A 6486-nucleotide genomic window follows, 5' to 3' on the forward strand; every position below is an offset into this window, starting at 1 on the left:
ATCCTCCGACCGTCTGCTGCGCAACCAGCCGAAGGCCCGCAAGAACAACCAGGTCCCCCGCGCTTGCGAGGGACCTTCGTTGTGCGTGCGCCGCCAGGGACTCGAACCCCGGACCCGCTGATTAAGAGTCAGCTGCTCTAACCAACTGAGCTAGCGGCGCCTGCTGACGTCGTAACTCTACCGGATCGGTGGGGGTGCTCCCGACCACCCCCCAGGCGCCCTGTCGGGTGGATCGTGGGCGGTCGTGTACGTCATTCGGACCGTCAGAATGCGCGTCCGGAAGACAGTTGGGAAACTGATCGACGTGCATGAGCGCGGACATTTCGGCCTGGAGTGTGAGGGGAATCGCATGGAGACTCCGGTATTCGAGGAATTCGATCCCGCGAGCGACTGCGACTGCCCCGGGTGCCTGCACTGGCGGCGGGTTCTTCCCCACGCCCGCACCGTCCGCCACCCCGCCGCCCACCGCACGGTGATCGTCGCGGCCGCCGCCTCCGCCGCCCTCGGCGCGGGCCATGTCGCCCCCGCCCTCGCCGCCCCCCACGCCCCCACCGTCCCCGGCGTTCCCGCAGGTGACACCGGTGACGAGCCCACCACCCCGCAGGGCTCCAAGGCCCCGCTGCACGGCCCGGCCGGCAAGCCGGCGAAGCCGGCCCAGGCGATCAGGACGCCCGCGATCACCCGCGCCGAGATCATCAACCGGGCCAAGAACTGGATCGCCGCCGAGGTCCCTTACAGCATGTCGGACTACTGGTCCGACGGTTACCGGCAGGACTGCTCCGGCTTCGTCTCGATGGCCTGGAACCTGCCCGGAAACGAATGGACCGGCAGCCTCGACAAGTACGGAGTGCGTATTACCCCGGAGGAGCTGCAACCCGGCGACATTCTGCTCTTCCACAATCCCGCGAACCCCGAGAAAGGCTCGCACGTCGTCATTTTCGGCGGCTGGACCGACTACACGCACACCTACTACATCGCCTACGAGCAGACCCGCCCGAACGCCCGCCGCCAGGCCACCCCCTACGCCTACTGGAGCAACTCGGACCGCTATGTCCCGTACCGCTACAAGGGCCTCACGGCGGACACGGCGGGGGCGGGGGCGGGGGCCGGGACGGGCGCCGGTGCGGGCACTGGGGTGAGCAGCGGGACCGGCTCCGGCTCCGGGTCTGGATCCGGCTCCGGCACACCTTCCGGGGGGACCTCCGGGAAAGACGCCGCGCCCTTTCCCGGGGCGGCGTATTTCGGCCCCGGCGCGAACAACGCCCACGTCACCCGGCTGGGCCAGATGCTCGTCGCGCGGGGCGGCGCACGGTTCTACACCTCGGGGCCGGGACCGCGGTGGTCGGCCGCCGACGGTCGGGCCACGCAGGCGTTCCAGCTGGCCCAGGGATGGCAGGGCGCGGACGCGGACGGGCTGCCGGGACCGCTGACCTGGCAGCTGCTGGCGACGGGGAAGGGGCACGACATCCCGGCTGCCGGGACTGCCGGGACTGCCGGGACTGCCGGGACTGCCGGAGCCGGCGGGCCGGCCGGTGCGGCGGGACCACCCGCGGCCCACGGGAAGCCCGGCGCCCCGGGCAAGCCCGCACCGAAACCGGCCCCGCCGGGGAAGCCGGGAAATCCGGAAAAGCCGGGACAGCCCGGGCAGCCAGGCACGCCCGCCTCGCACGGCGTGCCCGGTTATCCCGGGCGCGGCATGTTCCGGCCCGGGGCGAACAACGCCTATGTCACCGAGCTCGGCGAGCAGCTGGTGAAGAAAGGGTTCGGCAAGTACTACACCACCGGGCCGGGGCCGCGCTGGGGCGAGGCGGACCGGCGCAACGTCGAGGCCTTCCAGCGCGCCCAGGGCTGGCGGGGCGGCGCGGCGGACGGCTACCCGGGGCCGGAGACCTGGCGGCGGCTGTTCGCGTAGGCCGACGGCAGCGCTCGTACGACCCGAAACACCCCTGTCGCCGGATCAGCTGAGGCCGGCCGGCAGCAGCTCACCTGAAGACGGTCGGCAGCAGATCGCCCGAAGAGCAGTCGGCAGCGGATCACCTGAAGACGACCACCTGGCAGTACCCCCTGTTGTGACGCATCGCATCTGGCGCGGAGGCTGGAGGCACGCATGAGCACCACGACCACTTCACAGACACCCGAGTCCGACGGACCGAGCAGAGCCGGCGTATCCGGGTCAGCCCGTCTCATCCACAACGAGGCGACCATGGAGATCCCCGTCCATCTGCTCTTCCGTGACGACCCGGACCCGGCGCCGGTCCCCCTCGGACCCGCGGTCGTCGGCCGTCGGCAGGGGACCGGCGAGCAGCCGCGTTTCCGCCGCCCGGTCGCGGTGAAGCCGCGTCCCGTCCCGCAGGTCGACGCCGGGCCGGCCGAACGTCCGGCCAGGGTGCTGCCCGGCACGGCGGGTGTGCTCGCCGGGGCCTGCGGGGTCGCCGGGTGTGTGGCGAACTCCTGGTGGGCGGGGGTGCTGCCGCCGCTCGCGGTGGAGGCGCTCAGACTGCCGGAGTACATGGGCGCCGGGCTCGGTCCCGCGCAGTGGGCGGCGTACGCCGGGGCCGGCGCGCTCGGGCTGTTCGGCTTCGGCGGACTGGCGCGGGGGCGCACCGGGCGGGCCTGGGTGCTGGGGCTGTTCGGCCGGTACCGCGGGACGGTCCGGCGCACCGGACTGATGTGGGTCAACCCGCTGCTGCTGCGGCGTCGGGTGGACGTACGGCTGCGGCACTGGCGCAGCGAGCCGATGCCGGCCGCCGACGGGAACGGCGTGGCGCTGCGGGTCGTGGTCCTGGTGGTGTGGCGGGTGCGGGACACCGCGCGGGCCGTGCTCGGGGTCGAGGACCACGAGACGTATCTGCGTGAGTGCGTGGAGGCGGGTCTCGCCCGGGTGCCGGTCGAGATGCCCGGTGACCCGAAGGGCTCGGCGGAGGCGGCCGGGGACGCGCTGACCCGGCTGGTCGCGGCGGACGCGGCGCCGGTCGGTCTGGAGGTCTTCTCGGTCCAGCCGGTCCGGATCGAGTACGCCCCCGAGGTCGCCGCGGCGATGCACCGCCGCCGGATCGCCGCGCTGGACGCCCAGCACCGGGCGAGCGTGCTGACGTCGGTCGTGGACTCGGTGGAGGACACGGTGACGCGGCTGACCGTGCGGGGCCTGGTGGAGCTGGACGACTACGAACGCAAGGCGCTGGTGAAGGACTTGACGGTCGCGTTCTGCTCGGGACGCGGGGAGCAGGGGCCGTAGAAGACGCTCCTGCAACGCCACCGGTATTGGTCTGGACTTTGTATGGACACGGCCAACGTACGGCAATAATCTGAGACTTGGTCTAGACCTGCACGGCTCACGGAACTTCCCCACACGTTCTCCAGGAGCGGCAGCATGCGCAGAAAGACCAAGTTCTACGGGGCCGTGGTGGGCCTCGCGACCACCGGAGCCCTGGTCCTGTCCACCGGTGGCGCGAGCGGCCACGGCTACACCGACCTCCCCGTCAGCAGGCAGAAGCTCTGTGCCAACGGCACCGTGACGAACTGCGGCGACATCCAGTACGAGCCACAGAGCGTCGAGGGCCCGAAGGGCTTCCCGGCCGCCGGGCCGGCCGACGGATCGATCTGTTCCGGCGGCAACGCCCGTTTCGCGCAGCTCGACGGGGCGAAGACGCCGTCGGGCGGCGCGTGGCCGACCACCAGGGTGACGGGCGGTCAGGCCTACACCTTCCGCTGGCAGTTCACCGCCATGCACGCCACCACCGACTTCAAGTACTACGTCACCAGGGCGGGCTGGAACCAGAACCACCGGCTGGCCCGCTCCGACCTCAACACCACCCCGTTCCTGACCGTCCCCTACAACGGCCAACGGCCCCCGGCCACGCTCTCGCACAGCGGCACCCTGCCGTCGGGCCTGTCCGGCCGCCATGTGATCGTCGCGGTCTGGACGATCGCGGACACGGCCAACGCGTTCTACGCCTGCTCGGACGTCACGTTCTGAGCATTGCTTGAGCCAAACGGGCTTTCCCCGGGGGTAGGTTCACCGCATCAAGCAGTACCTGACCTCGGGGGAAGCCATGGACGTGCTGTTCTACCTCCTGCCCGGCGTGATGCTGGCCGCGGCCCTCTTCATGATCTACCGGGTGGTGCGCCGCTGGCTGCAGATGCGCGCGGCCTGGAACAGCGGGCTGACCGCGCAGGGCCGCTGTCTGCGGATGTTCACCACGACCCATGGCGGCGGCGAGAACAGCCGGGTCCGCACCGTGCTCCATCACGTCTACGAGTTCACGGCCCATGACGGCCGCGTGGTCCGTTTCGAGGAGGAGGGCGGCCCGGGGACCCGTCTGGAGGGCGATCTCGTCACGGTCCACTACACGGACGGCAGGGGGGACGTGGTCGCCACGGCCCAGGCGCCGGCCCCCGTGCGGCAGGCCGCGTCGACTCTCGGGTTGCTGGCCTTCCTCGGGGTGTTCGCGGTGTTCTGCGTCGGCTTCATGGTCACGTACCACTCGGAGGACTCCGGCTCGGACAGCTCCGGATACTCGACGACCATGCCGTAGCAGGGGCGACGCCATGGCAATCTGACGGAACGTCAATTACCGTGCGCCCACATGAAGTCCAGTGAATCCAGCGAATCCGGCGAGCTCAGCGAGTCCAGTGAGTCCGGCCGGTCCGACGGAGCCACCGGCCGCAGGCGCACGGTCGCGGAGCTCGTGGCCGAGCGGTGGGGCGACCACCGTCCGGGTCTCTGGTTCGAGGAACGGACGCTCACCCACCACGAGTTCGCCGCCGGAGCCGCGGCCCGGGCGGCCCTGCTGGCCGACCTCCTGCCATCCGGCGCCGAGCCCCATGTGGGCGTCCTGCTGGACAACACCCCTGAATACCCGCTCTGGTTGGGCGCCGCGGCTCTCGCGGGTGCCGCGGTCGCCGGTATCAACCCCACCCGCCGCGGTCCCGAACTCGCCCGCGACATCCTGCACACCGAGTGCCGCGTCCTCGTCACCGGCCACACCCACCTGCCGCTTCTCGCGGGTCTCGAACTTCCCGGTGTACGAATCCTGTTGACGGACACGGACGAGTACGACGACCTTCTCGCACCGTATACGACCGCCGTACCCGACCCGTCCCGGGCGACCCCCGACGACCGTCTGCTGCTCTACTTCACCTCCGGCTCCACCGGCGCGCCCAAGGCGGCCATCTGCACCCAGGGCCGGCTGGCCGCCGCCGGGGCCTCACTGGTGGGCCAGTTCGGCGTCCGGCGGGAGGACGTGCACTACATCTGTATGCCGATGTTCCACGGCAACGCGGTGATCGCCGACTGGGCGCCCGCGCTGGCGGCCGGGGCGGGGGTGGCGCTGCGGCGGCGCTTCTCGGCGTCCGGGTTCCTGGCGGACGTACGGAAGTACGGGGCGACGTACTTCACGTATGTGGGGCGGGCCGTGCAGTACGTACTGGCGACCGAGGAGCGTGCCGACGACCGGGACAATCCGCTTCGGCTCGGCTTCGGCACGGAGGCGGGGGCGGTCGACGCGGCGGCCTTCGAGCGGCGGTTCGGGGTGCGGCTGGTGGAGGGGTACGGGTCCTCGGAGGGCGGGGCGGCGATCCAGTGGTCGCCGGGGACGCCGACGGGGGCGGTGGGACGGGCGGGGCCCGGGCTCGTCGTACTCGACCGGGAGACGGGGCAGGAGTGTGGGACGGCTCGGTTCGACGCGGCGGGGCGGCTGGTGAACGGGGAGGAGGCGATAGGGGAGCTGGTCAACCGCGGACGGAACCCCTTCGAGGGGTACTGGCGCAACCCGGAGGCGGAGGCCGAGCGGCGGCGGGGCGGGGTGTACTGGACCGGGGACCTCTTCTACCGGGACGCGCGGGGCTATCTCTATTTCGCCGGGCGCACGGACGACCGTATCCGCGTCGACGGCGAGAACCTGGCCGCCGCGATGATCGAGAACATCCTCGCGCGGTACGAGGGTGCCCATGCCGTCGCCGTGTACGCGGTGCCCGATCCGGTGACCGGGGACCAGGTGATGGCCACGGTCGCGGGGAGCTTCGAGCCGGAGGGATTCACCGAGTTCCTGGCGGCCCAGCCGGACCTGGGGACGAAGATGGCACCCCGGTTCGTGCGGGTGGTGGACCGCATGCCGGTCACGGCAACCAACAAGATCCACCGAGCGGCCCTCCGCCGCGAGGGCCTCCACTGCCCCGACCCCCTGTGGTGGCGCCCCCCGGGCGAACACACATACCGCAGACTCCCGACCCCGAACGCACAGGGCTGACCCCCCCCGCCAGCCGCCCATGTGGTGTCCCGGGAATGTCGAAGGACCCTCCGCTTCCACGGGGGGTCCTTCTGTGGTGCGCCGCCAGGGACTCGAACCCCGGACCCGCTGATGCTGCGTCTTCTGGGGGGTAACCCCCAGACCCCCAGCCGCCCATGTGGTGTCCCGGGAATGTCGAAGGACCCTCCGCTTCCACAGCGGGGAAAAGATTTGTGCGCCGCCACGGACTCAAAACCAG

Annotated in this window: 4 protein-coding genes, 1 tRNA gene and 1 pseudogene; 5 read left to right on the top strand and 1 reads right to left on the bottom strand. The window is 71.4% G+C overall.

Features of this window, described 5'->3' with window-relative positions; genetic code table 11:
* Positions 1-86: 86 nt before the first annotated feature.
* Positions 87-160: transfer RNA gene (locus ABZT17_RS44765), tRNA-Lys, on the bottom strand.
* Positions 161-349: 189 nt separating this feature from the next.
* On the opposite strand from ABZT17_RS44765, the gene ABZT17_RS44770 reads away from it, so the two are divergent.
* The 5 genes and pseudogenes from ABZT17_RS44770 to ABZT17_RS44790 all read left to right on the top strand — a co-directional run bounded on the left by ABZT17_RS44770 (position 350) and on the right by ABZT17_RS44790 (position 6360).
* A complete protein-coding gene (locus tag ABZT17_RS44770) occupies positions 350-1912 on the top strand; it encodes a peptidoglycan-binding protein (RefSeq protein ID WP_356357940.1) in 1563 nt (520 codons plus the stop codon).
* Positions 1913-2107: 195 nt separating this feature from the next.
* Positions 2108-3235 carry an SPFH domain-containing protein gene (locus tag ABZT17_RS44775; protein ID WP_356357941.1) on the top strand — a complete coding sequence of 376 codons (1128 nt, stop codon included), beginning with the start codon at positions 2108-2110 and terminating at the stop codon, positions 3233-3235.
* 135 nt (positions 3236-3370) lie between these two features.
* Positions 3371-3976, top strand: a complete 606-nt coding sequence (locus ABZT17_RS44780) for a lytic polysaccharide monooxygenase (RefSeq protein ID WP_356357942.1) — start codon at positions 3371-3373, stop codon at positions 3974-3976.
* 76 nt (positions 3977-4052) lie between these two features.
* Complete coding sequence (locus ABZT17_RS44785; RefSeq protein WP_356357943.1) at positions 4053-4535, top strand: hypothetical protein; 483 nt, start codon at positions 4053-4055, stop codon at positions 4533-4535.
* 51 nt (positions 4536-4586) lie between these two features.
* Positions 4587-6360: pseudogene (locus ABZT17_RS44790) on the top strand (long-chain-fatty-acid--CoA ligase).
* Positions 6361-6486: the final 126 nt, after the last annotated feature.

The organism is Streptomyces sp. NPDC005648 (assembly GCF_040605395.1).
In the GTDB taxonomy this organism is placed as follows: Bacteria; Actinomycetota; Actinomycetes; order Streptomycetales; family Streptomycetaceae; genus Streptomyces.